Source organism: Octadecabacter sp. B2R22 (genome assembly GCF_018861045.1).
Lineage (GTDB): Bacteria > Pseudomonadota > Alphaproteobacteria > Rhodobacterales > Rhodobacteraceae > Octadecabacter.
This window is the reverse complement of sequence record NZ_JAHKQJ010000002.1, coordinates 414,358-438,994: the sequence shown is the minus strand read 5'-3', so window position 1 is coordinate 438,994 and position 24,637 is coordinate 414,358. Positions and strand designations below refer to the sequence as shown.

Below are 24,637 nucleotides of genomic sequence, written 5' to 3'. Positions count from 1 at the left end.
TCTGGGCCTATACCTGACCGCGTAGGTAATCGCTGATGGCCTCGCGGGCAGATTGGTCGCCCCGTATTCGAGACTCGTCGATGATCGACTTAACCTCCCCAAGATCGATCCGGCGCAGCATATGTTTGACAGGTCCAATAGATGCAGGTCGCATCGACAGATTGTGCAAACCAAGGGCTGCAAATGCGGCGGCTTCGATTGGGCGTCCCGCATCTTCGCCGCAAAAGCTAACGTGCGTACCGTGCGCCTTGCAGCGAGCAATAAGCTGCTCAAGGAACGTCAGGAAACTCACGTTCAAGGTATCGTAGCGACGACGAACACGTTCATTTTCACGGTCTGCCGCAAAGAAGAACTGCTTTAGATCGTTGCCGCCAATCGAAATGAAATCAACTTCGTCAAAGAAAACGTCAGGGGCAAAAGCCAAGCTGGGCGTCTCAAGCATTGCTCCGATTTTGTAATCGTCGGGCACGGGATGACCAAGGCGGCGTTCCCGCGCCATCGCTTTGTCGAACTCGGCGCGCGCTGCGCGGTATTCTTCCAGCTGGGCCACGAAAGGGAACATCACAGACAATGGACGTCCATTTGCCGCCCGCAACAGCGCCTGAAGTTGCATCCGTAAGACACCCGGTTTTTCAAGGCCAACACGGATCGCACGCCAGCCCATTGCAGGGTTGGGTTCTTCGATTGCCTTCATGTAGGACAGCACTTTGTCCGACCCGATGTCCAGCGTGCGAAACGCCACGCGCTGGCCTTTCGCAGCATCCATTACTCTCGCATAAAGCGCTGATAACTCAGCACGTTTCGGCATTTGACTGCGGATTAGAAACTGCAACTCGGTCCGGAACAAACCAACACCTTCAGCGCCCGAACTTTCGAGCGACGGAAGGTCGGCCATCAAGCCCGCATTCATGTGCAAAGACACAACCGTTCCGCATTTTGTCATGGCAGGAAGATCACGAATGCCAGCATAGCGCGCCTGTGCAGCGGCCTGCATCGCAATCTTGTCACCAAAGGCGGCTTTGACGGTGTCATCGGGCCGCAAGTGGACAATGCCCTGTTCCCCATCAACGAGGATACGGTCACCGTTCAACGCTTCGGTCGTGATCCCCTTCGCGCGGATAACCAGCGGGATCGCCCATGCGCGTGCAACAATGGCTGCGTGGCTCCCGACGGATCCTTCCTCAAGCACGATGCCCTTGAGCGTCTTGCCATATTCCAGCAATTCACCCGGTCCGATGTTACGGGCCACAAGAACGGGCGCGTCGGGCATGTCAGCCCCCGTCTGCGCGTTTTGTCCCGTTAGGATTCGCAGCAGCCGGTTGGATAGATCATCGAGATCATGCAGGCGGTCGCGCAAATAATGGTCCGCTTGCCCCATCCGAGACCGTGCGAGAGATTGTTCTTTCTCGACGGCGGCTTCCGCAGATAGACCTTGGGCGATGTCCGCTTCCATCCGGCGCATCCAACCGCGAGAATTGGCGAACATGCGATAGGCTTCGAGAACCTGTTGTTGATCCGTGTTTACCGTCGTTGTCTGGGTCAACATATCATCTACCGATATGCGCAACGTATCGACGGCTTCGCGAAGACGAATCGTTTCGGCTTCTGGGTCATCGGCAATGACGTTCGTGACGACCACGCGAGGTTCATGCAGGTAGACATTGCCCCCCGCAGCCCCTTCTTGTCCCACGGTCCCTCTGAACAATACCGGCTCTTGGTGGCGCGCGCGCAGGGCTGCTCCCTCGCCAACAAAGACGCCAAGCTCGTTCATCTCGGCCAGAACCATCGCGACAACTTCGAGGGCGTACACCTCATCAGCGGTAAATTCCCTTGGGTCTCGGCTTTGTACAACCAATACACCCATCGTTTCGCCAAGGCGCTGCACCGGAATACCGCAGAAGCTAGAATAGCGCTCCTCGCCGGTCTCCGGCATGTAGCGGAACCCTTTGGCGGCGGGTGCATCCGCCGTATTTACGACCATACGTGTTTTTGCGACGCGCCCGACCAGACCTTCACCCAACCGCATCCGGGTTTGGTGAACGGCCTCTTGCTCAAGACCTTGAGTGGCACAAAGTTCCAGCGTTTCCGCGTCGCGAAACAAGTAAATCGAACACACTTCAGCCTGCATCGAAGACGCAATCAGGCCAACGATTTCGTCCAGACGCGCCTGCCCTTCGACGCCACTCGCCATGACATCGCGCAGCCGCCCGAGAAGTTTTCGGCTTTCAGATTCAAATCCTTGAGGCATTTCCACTCCCACACGCGCGACACCAACACTACCTGTGGGAGAACGTTGCCGCAATGGTCATACCATGAAGGTTTGGAGACATTTTACAATGTGCTTTGGTGCCGCAGCATTTTGCGGCATCTATTCAAAAAAAGACACTTATTGCGTCAAACTTTGATGTCGTAGGTCACCCAAGCGGTCTGTTCCGCGATTTTGTCGTAAAGACCACGCGCACGGGCGTTGTCCTCGGCTGTGATCCAACGCACGACGCTGTGGCCATATTTCTGCGCTTCGCCTCTTACAGCATCAATCAATGCACCAGCCGCACCCGTTCCACGGGCCTCGGGGGATACAAACAGATCATCAAGGAACAGACCTGTTGCCGCAGCCAGAGGACGTGCAAAGACCCTGTAGTGGGTGATCCCGACCATCTCACCTTCGTTGAAAGCGCAAAACCCGTTCACTTCGTGAGCATGGGTCGTCAGCCATTCAAACACGCGGTCACGCATTTCGGCGGTCTGCTCTACGCCGTAGAACTCAGCGTAGGCCGCATAAAGCCCGTCCCATTCCGCGTGGTCCGCGACGTCAATGGGGCGAACAACTAGGCTCATGCTACTTTTTCCAACTCAAATGCGTCATGCAGCGACTGAACAGCCAGTTCCATGTATTTGCGGTCAATCAGAACGGATGTCTTGATCTCGGATGTGGTGATGACTTTGATGTTCACCCCCTCGTCGCGCAACGTGGCGAACATTTTTGCAGCAACACCCGCGTGCGAACGCATCCCGATCCCAACGATAGATACCTTGGCAACATCCGTGTCCGCGACCAAATCATGGAAGTTGATCTCATCATTGGCTTTCGCCTCTGCCATCGCTTTTTCGGCGCGGGCCACCTGATCGATCGGGCAGCTAAAGGTCATATCCGTGCGGCCCTCTTCAGAGATGTTTTGCACGATCATATCGACGTTCACGCCTGCCTCGGCCAATGGGCCAAAGATTGCGGCAGCGATGCCTGGGCGGTCCGCCACAGAGATCAATGTCATTTTTGCTTCGTCGCGGCTAAAAGCGACGCCTGCTACTACGTTGGATTCCATGATTTCTTCCTCCGCACAGACGAGCGTTCCGGCTTCGTCAGATTGTTCTTCAAATGATGATAGCACGCGCAGGCGCACTTTGTATCGCATAGCCAGTTCAACAGACCGCGTCTGCAAGACTTTGGCGCCCAATGACGCGAGCTCCAGCATCTCTTCAAACGCGATTTTGTCCAGCTTGCGGGCCTTATCCGTGACGCGTGGATCGGTTGTATAGACGCCGTCAACGTCAGTGTAGATGTCGCAACGCTCAGCGTCGAATGCAGCCGCAAAGGCCACAGCAGTTGTATCAGACCCACCGCGCCCAAGCGTTGTGATCCGACCTTCAGGGCTGATCCCTTGGAAACCGGCGACGACAGCAACTTTCATGCCCTCGCCGAATTTGGCGTTGATGTTATCTGTCGGGATCTCTTCGATCCGTGCGTTGGCGTGCGCACTTGTCGTTTGAACCGGCACTTGCCAGCCCTGCCAGCTGCGCGCGGGCACTTCCATTTCTTGCAACGTCAGCGCCATAAGGCCAGCCGTAACGTTTTCACCGGATGATACGATCGCATCGTATTCACGCGCATCATACAGCGGCGACGTGTCGTTCACGAAACCCACAAGTTTGTTGGTCTCACCGGACATCGCGGACACGATCACAATAACGTCGTACCCTTTAGCGACCTCAACGCCGACCTTCTTGGCCGCGCGCCGGATCTTGTCGACGGTCGCGACGCTTGTGCCGCCGAATTTCATAACCAGAACTGGCATAATTCACCCTTATTCCTTATCCGCGCCCTGTTACGACGCAGGACCGCCCAGTGCAAGGTCACCGCACCGCGAGAACAGCACCAGGATTAAGAATACCACGCGGATCAAGCGCATCCTTGATCGCCCGCATCATCGCAAGCTTTGCCGGATCGCCATAGGTTTCTAAATCCGTGACCTTCAGACGCCCGATGCCATGCTCGGCACTGACAGACCCGCCAAATTGATGAACGAGGTCATGGACCGCCGTTTTGATGTCTTCACGCTGGTTGGTAAACTCATCGCGGGCGCGCCCTTCGGGGGGGAAGACGTTATAGTGCAAATTGCCGTCCCCAAGATGCCCGAAACAGTTGATCCTGAACGCCCCGATCTGCGCCAAGCAGTCTGGTGCTTTCGCAATAAACTCGGGCACCTTGGAAATTGGTACAGAAATATCATGCGAGGAAATCGATCCGATACGGCGATTGCCTTCGGGGATCAATTCCCTGATGGCCCACATATCATCTGCCTGTTGGTGTGACTGTGCAATCACCCCATCAACGATAAGGTCGCCAGCGGCTTCAAACAGGGTCTCAAGCGCGGCTTGTGCGGATTGGCCCTGCCCCACACCGACCTTCGTCAAGACGCACCATTCCGGTGTCGTGGCAAAGGGCGCACGATACTCCAGCGCCACTTCATCCAAGAAATCATAACCTTGTCGGTGGATTAGCTCGAACGCTGTTATGCTTTCACCCAGTTGCTCTCCCGCGCGCGAAAGCAGCGCCACTGCCGCAGCTGGGTCTTTCACCACAAACATCGCAGTTGCCTCATCCGCAGGGCGTGGCATCATACGCAGACTCGCACCGGTAATCACGCCCAACGTCCCCTCGGACCCGATCATCAAATCCCGCAGATCATACCCCGTGTTGTCCTTGCGCAAACGGCTCATGCCGTTCCAAATCGTGCCATCAGCCCGCACAACCTCAAGCCCCAAACACTGCGCCCGTGCATTGCCGTAGCGGATAACATTCAATCCCCCCGCGTTCGTCGCCAGTAACCCGCCAATCCGCGCGGACCCTTCAGAGGCCAAAGACAGCGGAAAAAGCCGCCCAACATTAGCCGCCGCCTGTTGGGCATCAGCAAGAATAATACCCGCATCGACCTCCAAAACATTCTCATCAACGTAAACGCCTCGAACGGTGTTCAACCGTGCAAGCGACAGGATGATCGGCTCAAACGCTTCGGTGATCTGTCCGCCCACCAATCCGGTCCCACCGGAATAGGGCACCACAGGAACATGCGCCTCAAAGCACGCGGCCATCAACGTCGAAACCTCAGCAACACTGGCCGGCGATACAACAACCCCGCGCCCGGACCACCGCCGGCGCGGTTCTTGTAGAAACCCGGTCGGATCCGCTTGAAACGCAGCTTCTGGCAAAAGCTTCCGCAACCGCGCAACAAACCCGTCATCTGCTGTGTTCAATGTCATCTAAGTCCCTACGGTTTGCCTTTGTTTCTCAAATACCTCGGGGTGAGGCCGTCAGGCCGAGGGGCAGCGCCCCTAACGCGCCCCGAAGGGGCGCCCCCCGCCCGCTGCAAGCGTACTAAAACGCCCGCTGCAAGCCTATCACCCGACGTCGGTCTTCCCACGACGGTCATGGCGCAGGTTGGCGTATAGGACGTGGTTGCGCCAGCGACCATCGATTTGCAAATAACTCTGCGCTACGCCCTCGTATTTGTAACCGCACTTTTCCAACAAAGCACGGGACGGCGTGTTCTGGGGCAAGCACCCGGCTTCAATCCGGCTAAGATCGAGCCTCGTGAACGCATAATGCACCACAGCCCCAATGGCCTCGCGCATATAACCTTGCCGCGCAAAAGGCTCGCCGATCCAATAGCCTGTCGTGCCCGCTTGGGCGGGGCCACGACGAATATGATCCAGCGTGATCGCCCCGAGTAAGGCTTCATCACTGCGGCGGACCAAAAACAACGGCAAAGCCGTTCCGTTGGAGACGGACCGCTGCGCCCAATACACTCGATTGGTAAAACTCTTGCGGGATAGATGATCGCTGGCCCATGTGGGCTCCCACGGTGTTAGAAAGTCCCGCGACTCTTGTCGCAAAGCTGTCCACGCTCGAAAATCCGAATGGATTGGCGGACGAAGCGTAAGTCGGTCTGTCTCAATCCGTACTTTTCGCTTTGTGCGCAACATTAGGCCACCAACCTGGCCTTAAGCGCCTCAAGCGTCGGCGCTTCATCGATTGGACCATAAAGCGCCATCGCCGCCGCAGAACGTGTCACCAAATCAGAACCAAACGCCCGAACATCCCCCGTTGTCACGGAATCGATGCGTTCGATTGTGTCCTCAATTGTCGGCACCTTGCCCCAGATCGCCACCATGCGGGCCAAACGTTCGGCGCGGTTGGACGGGCTTTCCAACCCCATTAACAAACCAGCCTTCATTTGGGATCGCGCACGCGCAACCTCTTGGGCGCTCATGTCATCGGCGGCGCGTTTCAGCTCGTCGATCGTCAGGGTCGCAAGGTCGCCCAATTGATCCGCCGAAGTGCCCGCATAGACGGTCATCAGGCCCGTATCAGCATAGGCTCCTGCTTGCGCAAATATCGTATAACAAAGCCCGCGGTTCTCGCGCAGTTCTTGGAACAGCCGCGAAGACATGCCCCCGCCCATGGCAATGGCGTGCACCTGCGCGGCGTAAATTCCGGGGTCGCGGTAATCCGGACCTTCAAACGCCAGCGCGAAATGTGCTTGCTCAAGCCCCTTAACGACACGCCGCTCACCACCTGCAAAGGCCGCAGCTTCAGCCTTATGCGGCTGGGATCGTGGCGGCAGATGGCCGAATAGTTTTTCCGCCAACGCCAAAAGCTCATCCGGGTCAACGGCACCGGCTGCCGACAGGATCATTTGATCTGGACCGTAGTGTTCGCCGATAAAGTCCGACAGGTCCGCGCGTGAAAAACTGCTCACCCGTTCGCTTGGTCCTAAGATCGTGCGGCCCAACGCTTGGTTCGGGTAGGCTTCTTCCTGAAGCCAATCGAAAATCACATCGTCAGGGGTATCATGGGCCTGACCGATTTCCTGCAAGATCACGCCGCGTTCGACTTCGATCTCGTTTTGATCGAACACAGGGTTCAGCAGAATGTCTGCCAGAACGTCCAGCGCCAACGGCACATCGTTTTCCAGAACACGGGCGTAATAGGCTGTCATCTCGCGAGAGGTGTAGGCATTGATGTAGCCGCCCACGTCTTCGATCGCCTCGGCAATCTGCAACGCAGTGCGTCTCTCGGTCCCTTTGAACGCCATATGTTCAAGGAAATGTGCGATGCCATTTTGATCGGCACGTTCGTCGCGACCACCTGCGGTCACCCAAATGCCAATCGAGGCGGATTTCAGCCCTGCCATCTGTTCGGTGACGATGCGAAACCCATTTGAGAGCGTATGTTGTTGGACGGTCACGTGTTCAGCCGCTCCTTGATGAGAGATTGCAACGCCGCGAGGTCGTTTGGCACCTGCGTCATACGTTCAGGCTTATCAAAAAGGTCCGCCATATGTGGTGGCAGTGGCGGGTGCTGACCCGTAGCTTTTTCTACAGCCGCTGGGAACTTGGCGGGGTGCGCTGTCGCCAGTGTAATCATCGGAGTCGCGCCTTGGTGTTCGTCTGCAACTTTGACGGCCACGGCGGAATGCGGGCACAGCAATTCGCCAGAACGTGTCAGCTCGGATTTGATTGCGGCGTAAGTTTCATCCTCGGATGCTCGGCCTGAATCAAAGGTATCTCGCAACATTTCAATCGCACCTTGGCTGATCGTAAATGCACCATTGTTCTTGAGCTCTTCCATCTGCTCGGCAACAACCGCCCCGTCGCGCCCGTAGGCATCAAACAACGCGCGTTCAAAATTGGACGACACTTGGATATCCATGGATGGACTTATCGACGGTGTAACGCCTTCTTTGATCTGCGCGCCCGTTTCAAGTGTGCGGTGCAAGATGTCGTTCTGGTTTGTCGCAATAATCAGTTGTTCAATCGGCAAGCCCATTTTCTTTGCGATATAACCCGCAAAAATGTCCCCGAAATTACCCGTCGGAACGGTAAAGCTAACTTTACGGTGCGGAGCACCAAGAGCGACGGCAGAAGAGAAGAAGTAGACAACTTGGGCCAACACGCGACCCCAGTTGATTGAATTTACGCCAGCGAGGTTCACGCCGTCGCGGAATTCGAAATCGTTGAACATGTCCTTTAGCGCGGCTTGGCAGTCATCGAAATCACCATCGAGCGCCAGCGCATGGACATTGGATTCGGATGGCGTCGTCATCTGACGGCGTTGAACATCCGACACGCGACCGTCGGGGAACAGGATAAAAACATCCACATTGCTCAGGCCACGAAAGGCTTCGATTGCGGCGGACCCAGTATCACCGGACGTCGCACCAACAATCGTGATCCGTTTGCCAGACCGCGTAAGCGAGGCTTGGAACATCTGGCCAATCAACTGCATTGCGAAGTCTTTGAACGCCAGCGTTGGGCCGTGGAACAGTTCCAACAGGAAGTGATTGTTGTCGAGCTGCTTAAGCGGCGCGCGGGCAGCGTGGTTGAAATCCGCGTAGGCGGCCTCAATCAATCCGCGAAACTCATCATCGGTAAAGGTATCGCCAATGAACGGGCGCATCACGGTGAACGCGATTTCCTCATAGGACTGGCCCGCCATGGCTGCGATGTCATCATGGCTCAGCGTGGGGACTACATCTGGCACATAAAGCCCGCCATCGCGCGCAAGGCCCGTCATCATCGCCTCTTCGAATGTCAGGTCAGGCGCAGCGCCACGGGTTGAGACATATTTCATCTTACTTGTCCTTCCGGCGCATCGTCCGCACCATGTAGAAAATCGTCATTGCGGCCCAAACCACCGCCAACAGGAACCACGTGATCGCGTATTCCAGATGGTCGTTCTTTATGTTGCGAGTATCAACCTGCAACGGCGTCAGGCGTTCGTCATACGCGCTTGCGGCGTAGAGTTGAATAAGGATCGGTTCGGTTTTTAGCACCTCGGCCATCGCGGGAACATTGCGGGCATACCATTCGTCGCCAGACGGCGGCTGGTCCGAGATATCATCAGGCCAAATCAGGTTGCCCTGCACCGTCACTTGCTCGGTCATCGGGGTCCCTTGATCGGCATAGAGCGGCAAGAGCCCCTGATCGATCATGATCCGTCGCCCGCTTGTCGTTACGAAAGCCGAGATGATGTGATGGCCTGTTCCCGCCGCTGTACCACTGTCGAGGAACCGGATCTCTTCGCCCGTGGCCGCGCCCTCAACGATCACTGAAAGGTAATTATCAACCTCGGGTAAGACCCGTTCCTGCAAAGGCACAGGGGCTGCCGCAAGGCGGCCGTTGATGTCTTCAATGACGCCCTGTTTCCAGTCCAGCCGGTTGACCTGCCAGATTCCAAGCCACAACAGGACGACGAGTCCGCCAAGACCTATCACAAGGGGAAAGAGAAATTTCCGCATGGGGAGGAGCCTCAAATAAGAAGACGCGCAAGGGTGCATCCTTGCGCGTCTTGTCGTGTCACATGACTGGCGTCAAGATACCTTACTGGCCCCAGACGTAGACAGCTGCAAACAGGAACAGCCAAACCACATCAACAAAGTGCCAGTACCAAGCTGCCGCTTCGAACCCGATGTGACGCTCAGGGGTAAAGTGCCCCTTGCGCACACGCAGGTAGCAGATGAACAGGAAGATCGTACCGATCACCACGTGGAACCCGTGGAAGCCGGTCGCCATAAAGAAGTTCGCGCCGTAGATGTTGCCAGCAAGACCAAAGGCCGCGTGGCTATATTCATAGGCTTGGAAGATCGTAAAGATCACACCCAGAACAACAGCAAGGATAAGGCCGTACTTAACGTCTTCGCGGTTGTCTTCATGGACCAGCGCGTGGTGCGCCCAAGTCGCTGCCGCACCGGAGCAAAGCAGGATCAACGTGTTGATCAGTGGCAGGTGCCAAGGATCAAATGTTTCAATACCGACTGGTGGGAATTGACCGTCAATCGCAGGGGATTGTGGGCCCATAGGGTACATGGCGTGCTTGAAGAACGACCAGAACCAAGCGGCGAAGAACATGATTTCGGACATGATAAACATGATGAAACCATAACGCAGGCCGATTTGAACAACTGGAGTGTGATCGCCTTGGTGGCTTTCAACGATAACTTCAGCCCACCAAGCGTACATGCAGTACAGAACGCCAATAAAGCCCATCAAGAACAGGTAAGGGTTGCTGGAGGAATCCATCCAAAGAACCGCACCAAACAGCATTACAAAGACGGCAACGCCGGTCAGCAATGGCCAGATTGAGGGGTTCAGAATGTGATAGTCGTGGTTCTTTTCGTGGGCCATGGCTGTCTTTCCCTTGTGGGTTTGGTCTTCAATTCAAGTCGGTTGGCTGGACAATGTCCAGCGCGGCGTTCTGGGTTTCTTCGGGCAGGTCATTGCGATGGAATGTATAGCCCAAAGTAATGGTATGGATATAGCGACCTTCATAATCATCGACGATCGCTGGGTCGACGAAGAAGGAAACGGGCATTGAAACGGTTTCGCCCGCTTGCAGCACTTGCTGTTCAAAGCAGAAACAGTCGATCTTTTCAAAGAATGCGCCCGCCTCGTAGGGGGCAACATTATAAGATGCAGCACCGGCAATTGGTTCATTCGTCGGGTTCGTTGCTTCGTAATAGGCAAGGACAGTTTCACCGATGCGGACTTCCATTTCCCGCTGCACTGGTTTGAATGTCCAAGGCATGTCACGTGCCGTGGAGCTTTCGAAGCGGACGGTGATCGTTTGGTCCAGAATCGTTTCAGATCCGGACTGCGCAACGCTTGTGACGCCTCCAAATCCAGTAACGCGGCAGAACCAATCGTAAAATGGCACAGACGCCCATGCTAATCCGCCCATCAAAACAACCACGGACACCGCCTGCGCTGCTGTGCGCGACGTCCCGTTAGGGATTCGGCTGAACGGGTTCAAATTCATTCGGACGCCTCACTTTGAACTGCTGCGTCATCGGCGCGCTGCTGTGCGGCTTCCATCGCGCCCGGCTCCAGTTGCGGGCGGGCAACGTGATCAAAACGTTCCATCTGGGTAATGTCGGACAAGCCCAAAACCTTGACCACTGTCAGACCAAAAACAATCCCGACCATGCCGAACAGCAACAAGAAGACACCTGTATTGCGGCCTTTGCGACGTGTGTGAATTTCATGTTCGACCTTAATCGCCATTGTTCACCACCCCGCCCAAGCGGTCAGCCCGTAAGCGCGCAGAACCGCTTCGATAAGCAGCGCGCCGAAATGGCCGAACAGATAGTAGATGGAGACGACAAATGTGCGACGCTCCACAGCGTGGCTGTCGGCATCACTGTTTGCGTCGGTGCGTTTCCAGATCGCAAAGCACCCCTTCAGGAACCAAACGTTCAGCACAACAGCAACGAGCAAGTAAAACGGCCCGCCGATAGACGTGAACCCAAGACCCAGCGCTACAGCCACCAGCGGCAGGCAGTAAGCAAGGATATGGTTGCGCGTTACGGTGCGACCGTGCGTTTCGGTCAACATTGGCACACCAGCGTCGCCGTAGTCAGATTTCACGAACAGGGCCAGCGCCCAGAAATGCGGGGGTGTCCACATAAAGATCAACGCGAACATCAGGATGCTTTCGATAGAAATGCTCCCCGTTGCGACGGCCCAGCCAATCATCGGAGGAAAGGCACCTGCGGCGCCACCAATCACAATGTTCTGTGGGGTCGAGCGTTTCAGCCACATGGAATAGACAACGGCATAAAAGAAAATGGTAAAGGCCAGCAGGCCAGCTGCCAGAATGTTCGTCGCCAAGAACAACAGAACGACAGCAAAAACGGACAGCGTTAGGCCAATGGCCAAGGCTTCGCCCGGCTGTACCGCACCCGATGGGATTGGACGGTTGACGGTCCGCTTCATGATAGCGTCGATGTCAGCATCCCACCACATATTCAAAGCACCCGAGGCCCCGGCCCCAACTGCGATGCATAAGACCGCAACAAAGCCGACAAACGGGTTCACGCCGACAGGGGCAACCAGCAAACCAACGAGGGCTGTAAACACGACCAGCTGCATAACGCGCGGTTTCATCAAGGCGAAGTAATCGCCCATCTGCGCTTCTTGCATCTGTGTTTGATTGGTCACGTCGGTCATGTGCTTCCTTTGGGTAGGTGGGCGTCACCCACCTAACAGTGGCGAAAGAGAGTGAGGGGGTGGGTTCGCCCCACCCCGCTCAAATTTAGGCAGGGAATTCTTCGCGCGCAGTGGCGAGCCATTCCTCATAGACGTCAGGGTGTACGACTTTGACGGTGATCGGCATGTAAGCGTGGTCCTTACCACACAGCTCGGAACACTGACCAAAGTAAATGCCTTCACGTTCAGCGTTGAACCAAAGCTGAGCAAAGCGGCCAGGAACCGCATCCTGCTTCACGCCGAATGCTGGGATCGTCCAAGAGTGGATCACGTCCGCACCTGTTACAGTCATCACAACAGTCGCACCCATTGGCACAACAACGGCAGTGTCTGTCGCAAGGCGGAATTCGTCTTCGGAATAACCCGCTTCTTCAAGCTGTGCGACGATATCATCGCTCAAGTTACCTTCGTTGTAGCCGATCATGTAGCTTTCGAAGAAGATGTCTTCGTCTGTGTACTCATAAGACCAGAACCACTGGTAACCTGTCACCGTGATGTTGATGTCACCCTCAGGGATTTCCTGCTGCTTGAACAGGATCGGCAGGGAGAACGCGCCGATGAAAACAAGAATCACAATCGGAACAATCGTCCAAGCCACTTCGAGTGGAGAGTTGTGCGTGAATGTTGCGGCATCAGGGTTCCGTTTGGCGTTGTAGCGCAGAATAATCCACGCCAGCAGGCCAACAACGAACAAAGTAATGATTGTGCAAATGACGAGCAAGAACCCGTCTAACCACTGCAAGTCGCGGGCAAGTTCAGTCGCTGCAGGCTGAAAGCCCATGGCGCCAGGCGTCGGAGCGCCCACAATTTCGAGGTCTTCGATTGCAGTTTGCGCTGTTGCGGCGTTTGCACCGAATGCTGCCCCGGCGGCTAAGCCCAGTCGTTTCACAAATGTCATCATCTGCTTTTTGATCCTTGTGATAATGGCGCGGCCCCGCGCAGTCTTTCATTCCCAAGAGGTTCCAGACGGAATCCCATTGTATTCAAACGCGGTCATCCCATATCCTGTGAGCCAACTCAAGAGATTGCCCCCCTTGTTGCTGTGTCAAAGGGTCGCTTTTTGATCTAAATCAAAGAAACAGACAGGAAAAATCTATGTCGCACGACCCCTTTCGCCCGTTTGAAACAAATTTGGATCGGGATTCGGCCTTGGCGATGGTGCGCGATGCGACCGCTGGTGCTGATGACGGTGAATTGTTCCTCGAGCGTCGTCGCTCTGAGGTTCTTTCGTTCGATGACGGACGCATTCGCACGGCCAGTTATGACGCTTCCGAAGGGTTCGGGTTGCGTGCGGTTCGTGGCGAAGTGGCCGGCTATGCCCATTCGACCACAATCGATGAACACGCCCTGCGCCGCGCCGTGGCAACAACCCGTCTCGCCGTGGGCGATGGCGGTGGGTCTTTGGCTGATGGCCCTGCCCGCACAAATACGGTTCTTTACACCGACGCGGATCCGATGGCCGAAGCAACCTTCCCCGCAAAAATTGACCTGCTGAAAGAAATTGATGCCTTCTGTCGTGATCTGGATCCACGGGTCGTGCAGGTCAGCGCCACGCTGGCTGCCTCCCACCAAGAGGTCGTGATTTTGCGCCCTGACGGCATGTTGGTGACCGACACCCGCCCAATGAGCCGTCTCAACATCTCGGTGATCGTCGAAGAGAACGGGCGCCGCGAATCTGGCGGCATGGGCGGTGGCGGCCGTGCGGGTCTTATCGGGCTTACATCCCCATCACATTGGCAACCCGTCGCCAAAGAAGCGTTGCGAATCGCCCTCGTAAATCTAGAGGCCGAGGCAGCGCCCGCTGGCGTTATGGATGTCTTGCTTGGACCAGGTTGGCCCGGAATCTTGCTGCATGAGGCCGTTGGCCATGGGCTTGAGGGTGATTTCAACCGCAAGGGCACATCCGCCTTTGCAGGACTCATGGGCCAACAGGTGGCCGCGAAAGGTGTAACCGTACTGGATGACGGCACCATTCCGGATCGGCGGGGCTCCATCACTGTAGATGACGAAGGCACGCCCAGCGCCAAGAACGTATTGATCGAAGACGGTGTGCTGGTTGGCTACATGCAAGACCGCCAAAATGCACGCCTGATGGGAGTGGCCCCGACAGGGAACGGACGCCGTGAAAGTTTTGCCCATATTCCGATGCCACGCATGACCAACACTTATATGCTGGGCGGCGACGCGGACCCCAAGGACATGCTCGCGGGATTGAAGGACGGCATCTACGCCGTTGGGTTCGGCGGCGGTCAGGTGGATATTACCAACGGTAAGTTTGTGTTCTCCTGCACCGAAGCGTACCGCGTTAAGAACGGCAAAGTCGGCGCACCTGTCAAAGGCGCAACATTGATCGGTGACGGCGCGACGGCGATGAAGCAGATTCGCGGTATCGGCAATGATATGGCGCTGGATCCTGGCATCGGCAACTGCGGCAAGGCGGGCCAATGGGTGCCTGTTGGTGTCGGCCAACCAAGTCTGATGATCGGTGGATTAACCGTTGGCGGGGCCGCCGCGTGACAACATCACGGTTCCCGTTCTGGCGCACCGCCCCTGCGGGTGTCGCAAAAGCCGGGTACTGGCCTGTCTTAACGGGAACACTCGCGATACTCTTCGGCGCCCCCGCGATTGGGGCCCTTGTAGAAGGTATGCTGATGCTCGCGTCTTACCTTGGTGCCACCCCTCCCGAGATGATCGGTTCAATGGCGTTCCTTCTCGTGGTCTCTCCGCTTTTTTCATGGATTGTTCTATTAGGAGCGGTCCCGGCCAGCGCTTGGGCTGCCACAAAAGGCCATGCTGGATGGGGCGTTGCCGTCTTGGGCGGTGCACTGGGCGGCCTTTTGACGACAATTTTGCTGAACGGTGGACGGTTCATCCTGCATCCCGAAGTGATCGGCTTTATGGGCATCGGTGTTATTCTAGCCTTGCTGTACTGGGGTTCGATACGGTTTATCCACCCGACAGCAATCGGCATTCCCCGCTCCAATAGCGACACTTCGGCTTAATTGCGCTGATCCAAGCGAGGGCCGTCTTCTGGGCCTGATCGGCAAAGCATCAAAAAGATCAGACAGCTAGGGGATTTGATAACCTTCCGTTAACTTTGCAGTCCTACACCTGAGTCTGCAACAGGCGGAGATCAGGATGACCGAAGACGAAACCTCTTCCACTCACCCCCCACTCCCACCCACCACGGAAGACGATCGGCTTGACCGTCTCCGCCTCTTGCGCTCTCGTAGAGTTGGGCCAGCGACCTACCGTCGCTTATTACGGGAACATGGCAGTGCCGGTGCCGCCTTGGCCGCACTCCCCGAGATCGCGAATAGCGCCGGAGTGTCCGACTATCGCCCCTGCCCCGAAGGCGTTGCAATCGCCGAGCTGAAAGCAGGGCGCGCCGCCAAAGCACGTTTGGTGTTTGAAGGCGACGCCGACTTCCCGACGGCCCTATCTGAAATTGATGATGCCCCTGTGATGCTTTGGATGATGGGGCAGACCGCGGTGATGTCTCGACCGATGATCGCATTGGTAGGTGCGCGAAACGCATCATCACTTGGCACGCGAATGGCCCGCAAACTTGCCGCCGAACTTGGTGAAGCGGGATTTACAGTTGTCTCCGGTCTCGCACGCGGGATCGATGCGGTCGCCCATGACGCGGCCCTTTCCAGCGGGACCGTTGCCGTCGTCGCAGGTGGGGTTGATGTGATCTACCCCGCCGAAAACGCGGCCCTAGCCCATAGAATCGCGAAAGACGGGCTGCGCATTTCAGATCAACCTATTGGCCAGCACCCAATGGCCCGCCATTTTGTCGCCCGCAACAGAATCATCTCGGGGGTGAGCATGGCAACGCTTGTCGTCGAGGCCGCGGCCAAGTCCGGCAGCCTGATCACCGCCCGCACTGCACTTGATCAAGGGCGCGATGTTTTGGCGGTGCCAGGGCATCCGTTTGATGCCCGTGCGTCTGGCTGCAACATGCTGATCCGCGACGGTGCGACCCTTGTGCGCGGTGCGTCTGATGTTCTTGAATTTATGGGTGACCCAAAAGAAGCGGCGCCAGAGTTGCCCCTGCAGCACGCCCAACAAAACGGGCCGCAGACTGAACCCTCAACACGTAACCTGCGTGAAACGGCACTTCTTCACCAAGATATCCTATCTCGTCTCGGTCCAAACCCGATGGCCGAAGATCAATTGCTGCGCATGCTGAATGCCGCGCCAACAGCGGTGGCCCCCATATTGATGGATTTGGAACTGGATGGGAAAGTCGTGCGACAGGCTGGCGGACTGTTAGCACGGGCCAACTAATCTACGTTAGTCGCCGCAACCACCGTCACCGAAATCGCCGTCTGTATTGTAACCATCACGGCCCCATTTCTTGCGCAGCTGGTTAACCCAATGAGACGCAGGGAGGCGATCGAACGCACGTTCAAGCCAAAGAAATCCAGCAATAGCCGCAAACACGCATATCCCTATGACCACTTCGTTCATTTGCTCTTACCTCATTGCTAAAAAACTCTAGTTTCCGATGTTTTAGACAGAAAACGAGGCAACAAAATGGCCCTTAGCAGCGGGGAATTGTCGCAACGTCAATTCATTCTCAAGATGTTGCATTGACAATCCCCCAACCCCACCCACATTTTGCGCGACGTTCGGATTTGTATCTTTTGAAAGGATTCCCATGCCTGTTGTTGTCGTCGAGTCTCCGGCTAAAGCTAAGACAATCAACAAGTATTTGGGGTCTGATTATACAGTCCTAGCATCCTATGGGCACGTTCGCGACTTGCCCCCCAAGGATGGATCCGTTGATCCGGACAACGATTTTGACATGCTTTGGGAAGTCGCCAGCGACAGTAAAAAGCACATAAAGGCCATCGCCGACGCCCTAAAAGACGACAACGAACTGATCCTCGCGACCGACCCCGACCGCGAAGGGGAAGCGATTTCTTGGCACCTCGAAGAGGCGCTGCGCAAACGCAAAGTCATCAAGAAAGACACGCCCGTCAGCCGCGTGGTGTTCAATGCGATCACCAAATCCGCCGTAACCGAAGCGATGAAAAACCCGCGTATCGTTGATCAGCCGTTGGTGGATGCCTATCTCGCGCGCCGCGCACTTGATTACCTCGTTGGGTTCAAACTTAGCCCTGTGTTGTGGCGCCGCCTGCCCGGTGCGAAATCCGCTGGCCGTGTGCAATCGGTCACCTTGCGGATCATCGTAGAGCGCGAGATGGAAATCGAGGCGTTCAACAACCGCGAATATTGGTCTGTAAAAGCCCAACTTCAAACACCGCGTAATCAGAACGTCGAAACCCGCCTGACGGTTCTTGCGGGTAAGAAGCTTGAAAAGTTCGACCTCGAGAACGAAACGCAGGCCGAATTGGCCCAACAAGCAGTTATGTCCCGCGACCTCAGCGTAAAGCGGGTCGAGGCAAAGCCCGCCAATCGCAACCCGTCCGCTCCGTTCATGACGTCCACGCTGCAGCAGGAAGCCAGCCGTAAGTTCGGTTTTGGCGCACGGATGACAATGAACGCCGCGCAACGTTTGTACGAAGCAGGTCTGATCACATATATGCGGACCGACGGCATCGACATGGCACCAGAAGCTGTGACCGCAGCGCGTGACGCCATCGCCACCAAGTTCGGTAAGGAATACGTCCCCGCCGAGCCGCGCATCTACAAAAACAAAGCCAAGAACGCCCAAGAGGCGCACGAATGTGTGCGCCCGACTGACCTGATGCTGGATGCCGAAAGCGCCAAGATCGCCGATCCGGATCAGCGCAAGCTTTACGACCTCATCTACAAACGTACCGTATCCAGCCAAATGGCAGCGGCCCGCATGGAACGCACAACCGTCGATATCGGCAGCGATGATGGTCAGGTCGAATTGCGCGCCACTGGTCAAGTGATGCTTTTTGACGGGTTCTTGCGTGTCTATGAAGAAGGCCGCGATGACGTCGACACAGATGTTGTTGATGACGATGATAAACGGCTGCCACAAATGGCCGAGGGCGAAGCGCTGAGCAAGAACTCAGTCACGCCGGAACAACATTTCACACAGCCACCGCCCCGTTACACCGAGGCGACTTTGGTCAAACGGATGGAAGAGCTCGGTATTGGCCGCCCGTCCACCTACGCGTCGATCGTAACTACGATTCAGGACCGCGAGTATGTCCGCAAAGATAAGAACCGTCTAATTCCCGAAGACAAAGGGCGTTTGGTCACAGCATTCTTGACCAATTACTTCCGCAAATACGTGGGCTACGACTATACAGCGTCGCTTGAAGAAGATCTCGATCACGTCTCCGCTGGGGACGCCGATTATAAAAAGGTGCTCGCTGATTTCTGGGGCGACTTCAAAACCACTATTGATGAAGCGATGGACAACTCCATCACTGAAGTACTTGATAAAATTAACGAAGTTCTAGCGCCGCATATCTTCCCGCCAAACGAAGAAGGCACGGATCCGCGCCTTTGCCCGAACTGTGGGACTGGACGTCTGTCTATGCGCACGGCCCGTTCTGGCGGTGCGTTTATCGGCTGCTCCAACTACCCTGAATGCAAATACACCCGCGCGTTCGGCCCTCCCGGTGCTGAAGACACGTCCGGCATTCCGCCAGAAGGCAAAATGCTTGGCGAAGATGACGGCGACAAAATCTGGATTCACAAAGGTCGTTTCGGACCTTACGCCCAGCGCGGCGAAGTCACAGAAGAAAACAAGAAACCGAACCGCCAATCCATTCCCAAAGAATGGCCGCCAGAAGAGGTTACTTTGGAGACAGCGGTCAAGCTGCTGTCCCTTCCCCGCTTCATCGGCAAACACCCCGAAGATGGCGTCAACGTTTTCGCCAACATCGGGCGATATGGCCCCTATCTGAAACACGCGGAATCCACGTCCGATCGTGGGGGCACCAATGCGAACCTCGAAACGCTTGAAGATGTGTTCACTGTCGGCATGAACCACGCGGTTGAACTGTTGGCCGCCAAGGTCGCCAGCCGTGGCCAACGCGGCAAAGCCGCTGTGCCTGTGCGCGAACTGGGCGAACACCCTGACGTCGGCGGTCCGGTCAATGTATTTGATGGCAAATACGGCCCCTATGTTAAGTGGGACAAAATCAACGCGACGATCCCCGATACGATCGAAGTGGCTGATTTGACATTGTCGCAAGCAGTCACGCTTATCGAAGAAAGGGCCGCTAAGGCGGGCAAGAAAGTCGCGCGCAAGGCTCCGGCAAAGAAAAAGGCGCCAGCCAAGAAAGCTGTAGCCAAAAAGCCGGCCGCTAAGAAACCCGCAACGAAAAAGAAACCTGCGGCCAAGAAAAAGCCCGCGGCTAGTAAAACGGCTGATACCAGTGACGATGTAATCGAATAACGCTGCGGTGCGGCACTCATTGACACCCCCGTTTAGCCCCTTATCAATAGGGCAACTTTAACGGGGGTTTCATGAAGAAAATCTATCCAAACGCCGCCGCAGCCCTTGATGGGTTGCTACATGACGGCATGTTCATCGCGGCTGGGGGCTTTGGCCTCTGCGGCATTCCCGAATTGCTGCTGGACGCGATCAAAGACGCTGGCACCAAGGATCTGACATTCGCGTCCAACAACGCGGGCGTTGATGACTTCGGGATCGGCATTTTGCTGCAGACCCGACAGGTCAAAAAGATGATCAGCTCATACGTTGGCGAAAACGCAGAATTCATGCGTCAGTATTTGTCCGGAGAGCTGGAATTGGAATTCAACCCACAAGGCACTTTGGCTGAACGTATGCGCTCTGGCGGTTGTGGCATCCCTGGTTTTTATACAAAAACCGGTGTTGGCACTGTGATCGCGGATGGCAAAGAACACAAAGATTTCCCGACCGGCCCTGATGGCGCCATGGAAACTTACATCATGGAGAACGGTATCTTTGCCGACCTCGCCATTGTGAAGGCATGGAAAGCGGACGAAACTGGCAACCTTGTGTTCCGTAAAACGGCCCGCAACTTTAACCCACCGGCGGCCATGTGTGGCAAGACCTGCGTCGTTGAGGTTGAAGAAATCGTTCCGACGGGTTCACTTGACCCCGACAGCATCCACCTGCCCGGCATCTACGTGCACCGGATTATTCAGGGCGATCACGAAAAGCGCATCGAACAGCGCACCGTTCGGGAGAAAACATAATGTGGGATCGTAACCAAATGGCGGCACGTGCCGCGCAAGAACTCGAAGACGGCTGGTATGTAAACCTAGGCATCGGCATCCCGACGCTGGTGGCGAATTACGTGGGCGACAAAGACATTACGCTTCAGTCCGAAAACGGCATGCTTGGCATGGGCCCCTTCCCGTTTGAGGGCGAGGAAGACCCTGACCTCATCAATGCGGGCAAACAGACCATTACCGAAATGGATCGTACCGCCTATTTCGACTCAGCACAGTCCTTCGGCATGATCCGTGGTGGCAAAATCGCAGCCGCGATCCTTGGCGCGATGGAAGTCGATGAAAAAGGCGACCTCGCCAACTGGATGATTCCAGGCAAGCTCGTGAAGGGCATGGGCGGCGCGATGGATCTGGTGGCTGGTGTTGGCCGCGTGATCGTCGTGATGGATCACACCAACAAACATGGCGACAGCAAGCTGCTGAAAGAATGCACTTTGCCGCTGACGGGTAAGGGCGTTGTTGATCGGATCATCACCAACCTTGGCGTTTTGGATGTCGTTGAAGGTGGGTTGAAGATCGTTGAATGCGCCGATGGCGTCAGCGAAGACGATCTGCGCGCCGCAACAGAGGCAACAATCGTCTAAGGCGCCTCGCTCACCCCCGATTGAGACTTAATAATTCACGCCGGACGCATCGTTGATGTGCCCGGCGTTTTCCTTTGATCGCTTCTGCGAAACGCGCAGGAACCGTAAAACCACGCAAAACCGTTTCCGTTTCGTGCACAAAGTCATAGTCTCGCCCTATTCTGTCGCTAATCGCGAAAGGATGAGCATGAGCAGTTCAAACACATCTCAGGTGACATCTGCGCCCGCCCGTAAGGGTCCGGGGCGCCGCTGGCGTGACATCGCACTATTGGCCGCCCTGTTTGCCTTTGTGATTGCTGGCTTGGCTGGGCTCGCCGCTGCAACGGGTTGGGAAGAGACCAAGCACCAGTTGATGCAATTGACCCTTGGCCAAATCTCGATTCTCCTCGCGCTCAGCCTTGTGAACTATCTATTTCGTGGCGCGAGATGGCATTTATTTTCCAATCGCCTTGGCCTCCCGACGACGCTGATACAGGACTTACGTCACTTCCTTGGGGGATTTGCGATGTCCGTGACTCCTGGTCGGGTCGGCGAACTCATCCGAATGCGTTGGCTGCGCCGTGAAACCGGTTGGGCCGTTGAGCGCACAGCCCCACTGGTGTTGATGGATCGCGCCTCCGACCTTGCCGCGATGGGTTTGATCCTTGCAGGCTGCATCGCCCTGTCGGCAGGCGGCATCGCGATGGCCTTGCCTGTGGCAGCCCTCGCCTTGATCGCCGCCTTTGTTGCAACCCGCCCAAAATTGCTGGCGGGTTGTGTCACCTATCTTTACCGCACCATTGGGCGGTTCCCCCGTCTATTGGCCCGCGTTCGTATGGCCGCAAGGTCCCTTAACGTGTTCTCCAGCGGCCCGATTATGGCCACAGCCCTTACGCTTGGGTTGATCGGTTGGATCGCGGAAGGTTACGCGTTTCACATCCTACTGATGTGGATGGGGGCTGATATTGGCCTCGCCAAAGCCATCGCCATTTTCACGTTTTCGACCCTCGCTGGGGGCCTAACGGGTGCACCGGGCGGCGTCGGCGGGGCTGAGGCGGCTATGGTCGCCCTGTTGTCCCTCGAAGGCGTGCCACTGGAAACTTCCATCCCCGCAACGGCGGTCATTCGCCTGACAACACTGTGGTTCGCCATCCTGATTGGGCTGGCGGTCTTTCCAATCGCCGAGCGTCTGTCTGCAAAGGCCGAAACCGAATGACCGATCAAAAGACAACTGAATACGCCGGCTGGGGCCGCGCCTTGCGCGCGAATGGTCGCCTTGTGCGGCCAAACACTCAATCAGAAATAGACATCAACGCCCCCGCAATCGGCAATCGCCGCAGCTATGGCGACGCCGCCTTGAATACCGGCGGTACAGTACAAGAGTTAACGCAGCTTGATCGGATCATCGCATTTGATCGCAGCGCAGGCCTTTTGACTGTCGAAGCTGGAATAACATTGGGCGAACTTACCCGCGTGCTTGCGCCCCAAGGGTGGCTGCCCACTGTGCTTCCGGGGACCGGGTTTGCCACTGTTGGCGGTGCGATTTCCATGGATGTTCACGGCAAGAACCACCACCATGTTGGCAGCTTTTGCCAGCATGTGACCTCGATCACGTTGATCCAAGGCGAAAAGACCAGAACGATCACGCCGAAATCCGGCGGCATTTGGAAAGCCACCTGTGGCGGTCTTGGCCAAACAGGCATTATCGTTCAGGCAACGTTGCAGCTGTCTCAGGCTCGTGGGGACATGATGTTGGTCAGCGAACAACGCGCCACAGATTGGGACCACCATATCGCCCTGCTGGATGGGTCTGATGCGCCCTATACTGTCGGTTGGATAGACGCGACCGCGACGGGGGATAGGCTCGGACGTGGTATCGTTGAAGAAGGTGAAATCTGTCGCGGGCTAAAACCCAAAGCGCGTAGATCAAAGAAGATCCCGTTCAACGCCCCACATCTGGCCCTCAGCAGCCCCATCGTGCGGGCCTTCAATGCGCTCTATTACCGCCGCGTGCCAAAATCAGGCCGGACGGTTGTGCGCCCAATCAACGACTTCTTCTTCCCGCTTGATAAAATCCACAATTGGAACAAGCTTTATGGCAAACGCGGGTTTCATCAGTTCCAGTGTGTTGTACCGTTGGATCAGTACGGCGTGCTCCGTCAAATGATGGAAATGGTCGCGGGCTCTGGCCTCGCCTCCCCTCTCGCAGTGCTCAAACGCATGGGCGCAGGGCTGAATGGCGAAAGCGCAGGCTACATGTCCTTCCCGATGGAAGGCTACACGCTGGCAATTGATTTCCCGAACCGCCCCGCTGCACGAGACCTGATTGCCAAGCTCGAAACCCTCGCATTGAAGGCCAATGGCCGCATCTACCTTGCCAAAGATGCGCTTAGCACGGGCGTAGCGATCAAATCGATGTATGCCGACCACCCCAAATGGGCGGCAGTAACGGCCAAAGCCGACCCGCACAAACACCTACAAACCGACATGACACGCCGTTTAGACTTAAGGACGTAAACTATGACCGATACTTGGATTATCCTTGGCGCAAGCTCTACCATCGCCAAAGCATTCACCCGTTCTGTCGCCGAAGCTGGCGCACATGTGATCCTTGCCGGTCGCCGCATGGACGACCTTGAGGCCAGCGCTGCTGACGCCTCCGCGCGCGGTGCAGTTGGCGCTACCCCCGTCGCCTTTGACGCAAGAGACCCTGAGACCTTTCAGCCGATCCTTGATGCGGCTGTTCGCACAGGCGGCACGATCAATTGCGCCGTGTTCGTCGGATCGATGCCAAGCCAAGATGACATCAACGACGACCCTGCCCTCGTGGATGGTACAATTGCTGACAGTTTCACGGGGCCCGCACGCTTCTTACAGATGCTTGCACCCCTCATGAGCGAACAGGGAAGCGGCTCGATCGTCGGCGTTGGCTCGGTTGCCGGTGATCGCGGGCGTGTCGGGAATTATGTCTACGGGGCGGCTAAAGCGGGCTTTGCGACCTATCTCAGCGGGCTGCGCAACCAATTAGGGCGCAGCGGGGTCCACGTTCTTACAGTCAAGCCGGGTCCAGTTGACACGGTTATGACCCAAGGGCTTGGCGATCAGCCTTTCATGACGACAGCTGACGCCGTTGTTGCCGACATCCACAAGGCCCTGAGCAAGAAGCGAAATACACTCTATACCAAGTGGATCTGGTGGCCCGTTATGACCGTAATTAAACTGATCCCAGAGCCGATCTTCAAGAAAATGTCGATCTAAGCCGGACGTTTTGCACCTGCGGCGGGCGGGAAAGGGGGGCTAGCCCCCCGTCGAGCAAGCTCGACTCCCCCCAAGGTACTTTTGAAACAAAGGCAGGACGGGCGCAACCAGTTATTAACCAAGGTGCGTCAGTCTTGGAAAGCGGAACAGGCGGAGGCGCCGATGGCCGTAAACGGAGGCAAGCATGCTTGTTTCAAAGCCCGGCGCAAATCGAATGTTTGCGTCGGGCTCATTCATTTGCCTTTGTTTCGAAAATACCTCGGGGGAGTCCGAAGGACGGGGGCTGGTCCCCTCCCCGCTCGCCGCAGGCGCGG

Annotated in this window: 23 protein-coding genes; 9 read left to right on the top strand and 14 right to left on the bottom strand. The window is 56.4% G+C overall.

Going from position 1 to position 24,637, the window contains the following annotated elements:
* Window positions 1-7 precede the first annotated feature (7 nt).
* From ptsP to coxB, 13 genes are all read right to left on the bottom strand, one after another.
* Window positions 8-2,248: a phosphoenolpyruvate--protein phosphotransferase gene (gene ptsP / locus KO486_RS02275; RefSeq protein ID WP_216035601.1), complete on the bottom strand. Its 2,241-nt coding sequence runs from the start codon at window positions 2,246-2,248 to the stop codon at window positions 8-10.
* A 146-nt stretch (window positions 2,249-2,394) separates the two neighbouring features.
* Entirely contained in the window at window positions 2,395-2,838 is a 444-nt protein-coding gene (locus KO486_RS02270) for a GNAT family N-acetyltransferase (RefSeq protein ID WP_216035600.1), read from the bottom strand.
* Window positions 2,835-4,073: an aspartate kinase gene (locus tag KO486_RS02265; RefSeq protein WP_216035599.1), complete on the bottom strand. Its 1,239-nt coding sequence runs from the start codon at window positions 4,071-4,073 to the stop codon at window positions 2,835-2,837. The genes KO486_RS02270 and KO486_RS02265 overlap by 4 nt, the downstream gene beginning before the upstream one ends.
* Before the next feature lie 58 nt (window positions 4,074-4,131).
* Window positions 4,132-5,538, bottom strand: coding sequence for an FAD-binding oxidoreductase (locus tag KO486_RS02260; protein ID WP_216035598.1), 1,407 nt, complete (start codon window positions 5,536-5,538; stop codon window positions 4,132-4,134).
* Window positions 5,539-5,676: 138 nt separating this feature from the next.
* On the bottom strand, window positions 5,677-6,261 hold the full coding sequence (locus KO486_RS02255) for a GNAT family protein (protein WP_216035597.1): 585 nt from the start codon (window positions 6,259-6,261) through the stop codon (window positions 5,677-5,679).
* Window positions 6,261-7,526 (bottom strand): pitrilysin family protein, encoded by a 1,266-nt coding sequence (locus tag KO486_RS02250; protein ID WP_216035596.1) that lies wholly within the window; start codon window positions 7,524-7,526, stop codon window positions 6,261-6,263. Before KO486_RS02250 ends, KO486_RS02255 begins: the two co-directional genes overlap by 1 nt.
* Window positions 7,523-8,911: a threonine synthase gene (gene thrC / locus KO486_RS02245; protein ID WP_216035595.1), complete on the bottom strand. Its 1,389-nt coding sequence runs from the start codon at window positions 8,909-8,911 to the stop codon at window positions 7,523-7,525. Before thrC ends, KO486_RS02250 begins: the two co-directional genes overlap by 4 nt.
* Before the next feature lies 1 nt (window position 8,912).
* Window positions 8,913-9,578 carry an SURF1 family protein gene (locus tag KO486_RS02240; protein WP_216035594.1) on the bottom strand — a complete coding sequence of 222 codons (666 nt, stop codon included), beginning with the start codon at window positions 9,576-9,578 and terminating at the stop codon, window positions 8,913-8,915.
* Between the two features lie 82 nt (window positions 9,579-9,660).
* Entirely contained in the window at window positions 9,661-10,464 is an 804-nt protein-coding gene (locus KO486_RS02235) for a cytochrome c oxidase subunit 3 (RefSeq protein WP_216035593.1), read from the bottom strand.
* A gap of 28 nt (window positions 10,465-10,492) precedes the next feature.
* Window positions 10,493-11,095 carry a cytochrome c oxidase assembly protein gene (locus KO486_RS02230; RefSeq protein WP_216035592.1) on the bottom strand — a complete coding sequence of 201 codons (603 nt, stop codon included), beginning with the start codon at window positions 11,093-11,095 and terminating at the stop codon, window positions 10,493-10,495.
* Entirely contained in the window at window positions 11,092-11,340 is a 249-nt protein-coding gene (locus KO486_RS02225) for a hypothetical protein (protein ID WP_216035591.1), read from the bottom strand. Before KO486_RS02225 ends, KO486_RS02230 begins: the two co-directional genes overlap by 4 nt.
* Window positions 11,341-11,343: 3 nt before the next feature.
* Complete coding sequence (gene cyoE, locus KO486_RS02220) at window positions 11,344-12,285, bottom strand: heme o synthase (protein WP_216035590.1); 942 nt, start codon at window positions 12,283-12,285, stop codon at window positions 11,344-11,346.
* 85 nt (window positions 12,286-12,370) lie between these two features.
* Window positions 12,371-13,225 carry a cytochrome c oxidase subunit II gene (gene coxB, locus KO486_RS02215; RefSeq protein ID WP_216035589.1) on the bottom strand — a complete coding sequence of 285 codons (855 nt, stop codon included), beginning with the start codon at window positions 13,223-13,225 and terminating at the stop codon, window positions 12,371-12,373.
* Between the two features lie 194 nt (window positions 13,226-13,419).
* Here coxB and tldD point away from each other — a divergent pair, with 194 nt between their 5' ends.
* From tldD to dprA, 3 genes are all read left to right on the top strand, one after another.
* The gene (tldD, locus tag KO486_RS02210; RefSeq protein ID WP_216035588.1) at window positions 13,420-14,841 is read left to right on the top strand and encodes a metalloprotease TldD; all 1,422 of its coding nucleotides are present in this window, start codon (window positions 13,420-13,422) and stop codon (window positions 14,839-14,841) included.
* The gene (locus KO486_RS02205; RefSeq protein ID WP_216035587.1) at window positions 14,838-15,326 is read left to right on the top strand and encodes a hypothetical protein; all 489 of its coding nucleotides are present in this window, start codon (window positions 14,838-14,840) and stop codon (window positions 15,324-15,326) included. Before tldD ends, KO486_RS02205 begins: the two co-directional genes overlap by 4 nt.
* Window positions 15,327-15,462: 136 nt before the next feature.
* Window positions 15,463-16,617, top strand: a complete 1,155-nt coding sequence (dprA, locus tag KO486_RS02200) for a DNA-processing protein DprA (RefSeq protein ID WP_216035586.1) — start codon at window positions 15,463-15,465, stop codon at window positions 16,615-16,617.
* A 6-nt stretch (window positions 16,618-16,623) separates the two neighbouring features.
* Here dprA and KO486_RS02195 read toward each other — a convergent pair whose 3' ends face one another.
* Window positions 16,624-16,800: a hypothetical protein gene (locus KO486_RS02195; RefSeq protein WP_216035585.1), complete on the bottom strand. Its 177-nt coding sequence runs from the start codon at window positions 16,798-16,800 to the stop codon at window positions 16,624-16,626.
* A 190-nt stretch (window positions 16,801-16,990) separates the two neighbouring features.
* Between KO486_RS02195 and topA the strand changes: the two genes are divergently transcribed.
* From topA to KO486_RS02165, 6 genes are all read left to right on the top strand, one after another.
* The gene (topA, locus tag KO486_RS02190) at window positions 16,991-19,678 is read left to right on the top strand and encodes a type I DNA topoisomerase (protein ID WP_216035584.1); all 2,688 of its coding nucleotides are present in this window, start codon (window positions 16,991-16,993) and stop codon (window positions 19,676-19,678) included.
* 71 nt (window positions 19,679-19,749) lie between these two features.
* Window positions 19,750-20,466: a CoA transferase subunit A gene (locus KO486_RS02185; protein WP_216035583.1), complete on the top strand. Its 717-nt coding sequence runs from the start codon at window positions 19,750-19,752 to the stop codon at window positions 20,464-20,466.
* Window positions 20,463-21,086, top strand: coding sequence for a 3-oxoacid CoA-transferase subunit B (locus KO486_RS02180; RefSeq protein WP_216035649.1), 624 nt, complete (start codon window positions 20,463-20,465; stop codon window positions 21,084-21,086). The genes KO486_RS02185 and KO486_RS02180 overlap by 4 nt, the downstream gene beginning before the upstream one ends.
* A 187-nt stretch (window positions 21,087-21,273) precedes the next feature.
* The gene (locus KO486_RS02175; protein WP_216035582.1) at window positions 21,274-22,281 is read left to right on the top strand and encodes a lysylphosphatidylglycerol synthase transmembrane domain-containing protein; all 1,008 of its coding nucleotides are present in this window, start codon (window positions 21,274-21,276) and stop codon (window positions 22,279-22,281) included.
* Window positions 22,278-23,582: an FAD-binding oxidoreductase gene (locus tag KO486_RS02170; protein WP_216035581.1), complete on the top strand. Its 1,305-nt coding sequence runs from the start codon at window positions 22,278-22,280 to the stop codon at window positions 23,580-23,582. Before KO486_RS02175 ends, KO486_RS02170 begins: the two co-directional genes overlap by 4 nt.
* Before the next feature lie 3 nt (window positions 23,583-23,585).
* Window positions 23,586-24,323, top strand: a complete 738-nt coding sequence (locus KO486_RS02165; protein WP_216035580.1) for an SDR family NAD(P)-dependent oxidoreductase — start codon at window positions 23,586-23,588, stop codon at window positions 24,321-24,323.
* Window positions 24,324-24,637: the final 314 nt, after the last annotated feature.

Coding starts and splice junctions, on each gene's coding strand:
- KO486_RS02225 (WP_216035591.1), bottom strand. CDS start 11,340: ATGGCGATTAAGGTCGAACATGAAATTCACACACGTCGCAAAGGCCGC.
- KO486_RS02175 (WP_216035582.1), top strand. CDS start 21,274: ATGAGCAGTTCAAACACATCTCAGGTGACATCTGCGCCCGCCCGTAAG.
- KO486_RS02165 (WP_216035580.1), top strand. CDS start 23,586: ATGACCGATACTTGGATTATCCTTGGCGCAAGCTCTACCATCGCCAAA.
- KO486_RS02255 (WP_216035597.1), bottom strand. CDS start 6,261: ATGTTGCGCACAAAGCGAAAAGTACGGATTGAGACAGACCGACTTACG.
- dprA (WP_216035586.1), top strand. CDS start 15,463: ATGACCGAAGACGAAACCTCTTCCACTCACCCCCCACTCCCACCCACC.
- thrC (WP_216035595.1), bottom strand. CDS start 8,911: ATGAAATATGTCTCAACCCGTGGCGCTGCGCCTGACCTGACATTCGAA.
- KO486_RS02235 (WP_216035593.1), bottom strand. CDS start 10,464: ATGGCCCACGAAAAGAACCACGACTATCACATTCTGAACCCCTCAATC.
- KO486_RS02230 (WP_216035592.1), bottom strand. CDS start 11,095: ATGAATTTGAACCCGTTCAGCCGAATCCCTAACGGGACGTCGCGCACA.
- KO486_RS02185 (WP_216035583.1), top strand. CDS start 19,750: ATGAAGAAAATCTATCCAAACGCCGCCGCAGCCCTTGATGGGTTGCTA.
- KO486_RS02265 (WP_216035599.1), bottom strand. CDS start 4,073: ATGCCAGTTCTGGTTATGAAATTCGGCGGCACAAGCGTCGCGACCGTC.
- tldD (WP_216035588.1), top strand. CDS start 13,420: ATGTCGCACGACCCCTTTCGCCCGTTTGAAACAAATTTGGATCGGGAT.
- cyoE (WP_216035590.1), bottom strand. CDS start 12,285: ATGACCGACGTGACCAATCAAACACAGATGCAAGAAGCGCAGATGGGC.
- KO486_RS02195 (WP_216035585.1), bottom strand. CDS start 16,800: ATGAACGAAGTGGTCATAGGGATATGCGTGTTTGCGGCTATTGCTGGA.
- coxB (WP_216035589.1), bottom strand. CDS start 13,225: ATGATGACATTTGTGAAACGACTGGGCTTAGCCGCCGGGGCAGCATTC.
- KO486_RS02240 (WP_216035594.1), bottom strand. CDS start 9,578: ATGCGGAAATTTCTCTTTCCCCTTGTGATAGGTCTTGGCGGACTCGTC.
- KO486_RS02270 (WP_216035600.1), bottom strand. CDS start 2,838: ATGAGCCTAGTTGTTCGCCCCATTGACGTCGCGGACCACGCGGAATGG.
- topA (WP_216035584.1), top strand. CDS start 16,991: ATGCCTGTTGTTGTCGTCGAGTCTCCGGCTAAAGCTAAGACAATCAAC.
- ptsP (WP_216035601.1), bottom strand. CDS start 2,248: ATGCCTCAAGGATTTGAATCTGAAAGCCGAAAACTTCTCGGGCGGCTG.
- KO486_RS02170 (WP_216035581.1), top strand. CDS start 22,278: ATGACCGATCAAAAGACAACTGAATACGCCGGCTGGGGCCGCGCCTTG.
- KO486_RS02260 (WP_216035598.1), bottom strand. CDS start 5,538: ATGACATTGAACACAGCAGATGACGGGTTTGTTGCGCGGTTGCGGAAG.